Genomic DNA, 352 nt, shown 5'->3' with positions numbered 1-352 from the left:
TCATTTCGCGAAGCTGTTCATAAGCCGCTTTTTGTTGTTCATACTCCGCTTTTTGTTGTGTTTGAGACGCTTTGATTTGCTTAGACTCCGCTCTTTGTTCCGCTCTTTGTTGTGCATGAGACGTTTTGAGTTGTGCGTACTCTGCTGATAGGTTATCGTATTTCTCGGTGAGCTGAGCCGTGTGTTGCTGCAAGGCCACGAACTCCTTAGATTGGGAGCTCGATATTGATTGGGAGCTCCCAAGTGTTGAAACACTACGGGTCGACCGCAAGTTATCGGCCGTAGTGTTGGAGAGCCCGTAAACCTGATTTTTATCGGGTCCACCTGACGAGCCAACCTCCATCCACAAATC

Annotated in this window: 1 protein-coding gene; it reads right to left on the bottom strand. The window is 48.3% G+C overall.

What is annotated here, in order from left to right; translation table 11 throughout:
* The coding region (locus tag ELS82_RS28070; RefSeq protein ID WP_134837872.1) for a hypothetical protein at positions 1-193 on the bottom strand (193 nt) is incomplete at its 3' end.
* Positions 194-352: the final 159 nt, after the last annotated feature.

This window comes from Vibrio ouci (assembly GCF_004551525.1).
Classification (GTDB): Bacteria; Pseudomonadota; Gammaproteobacteria; order Enterobacterales; family Vibrionaceae; genus Vibrio; species Vibrio ouci.
This window is presented reverse-complemented; position numbering and strand designations above follow the sequence as displayed.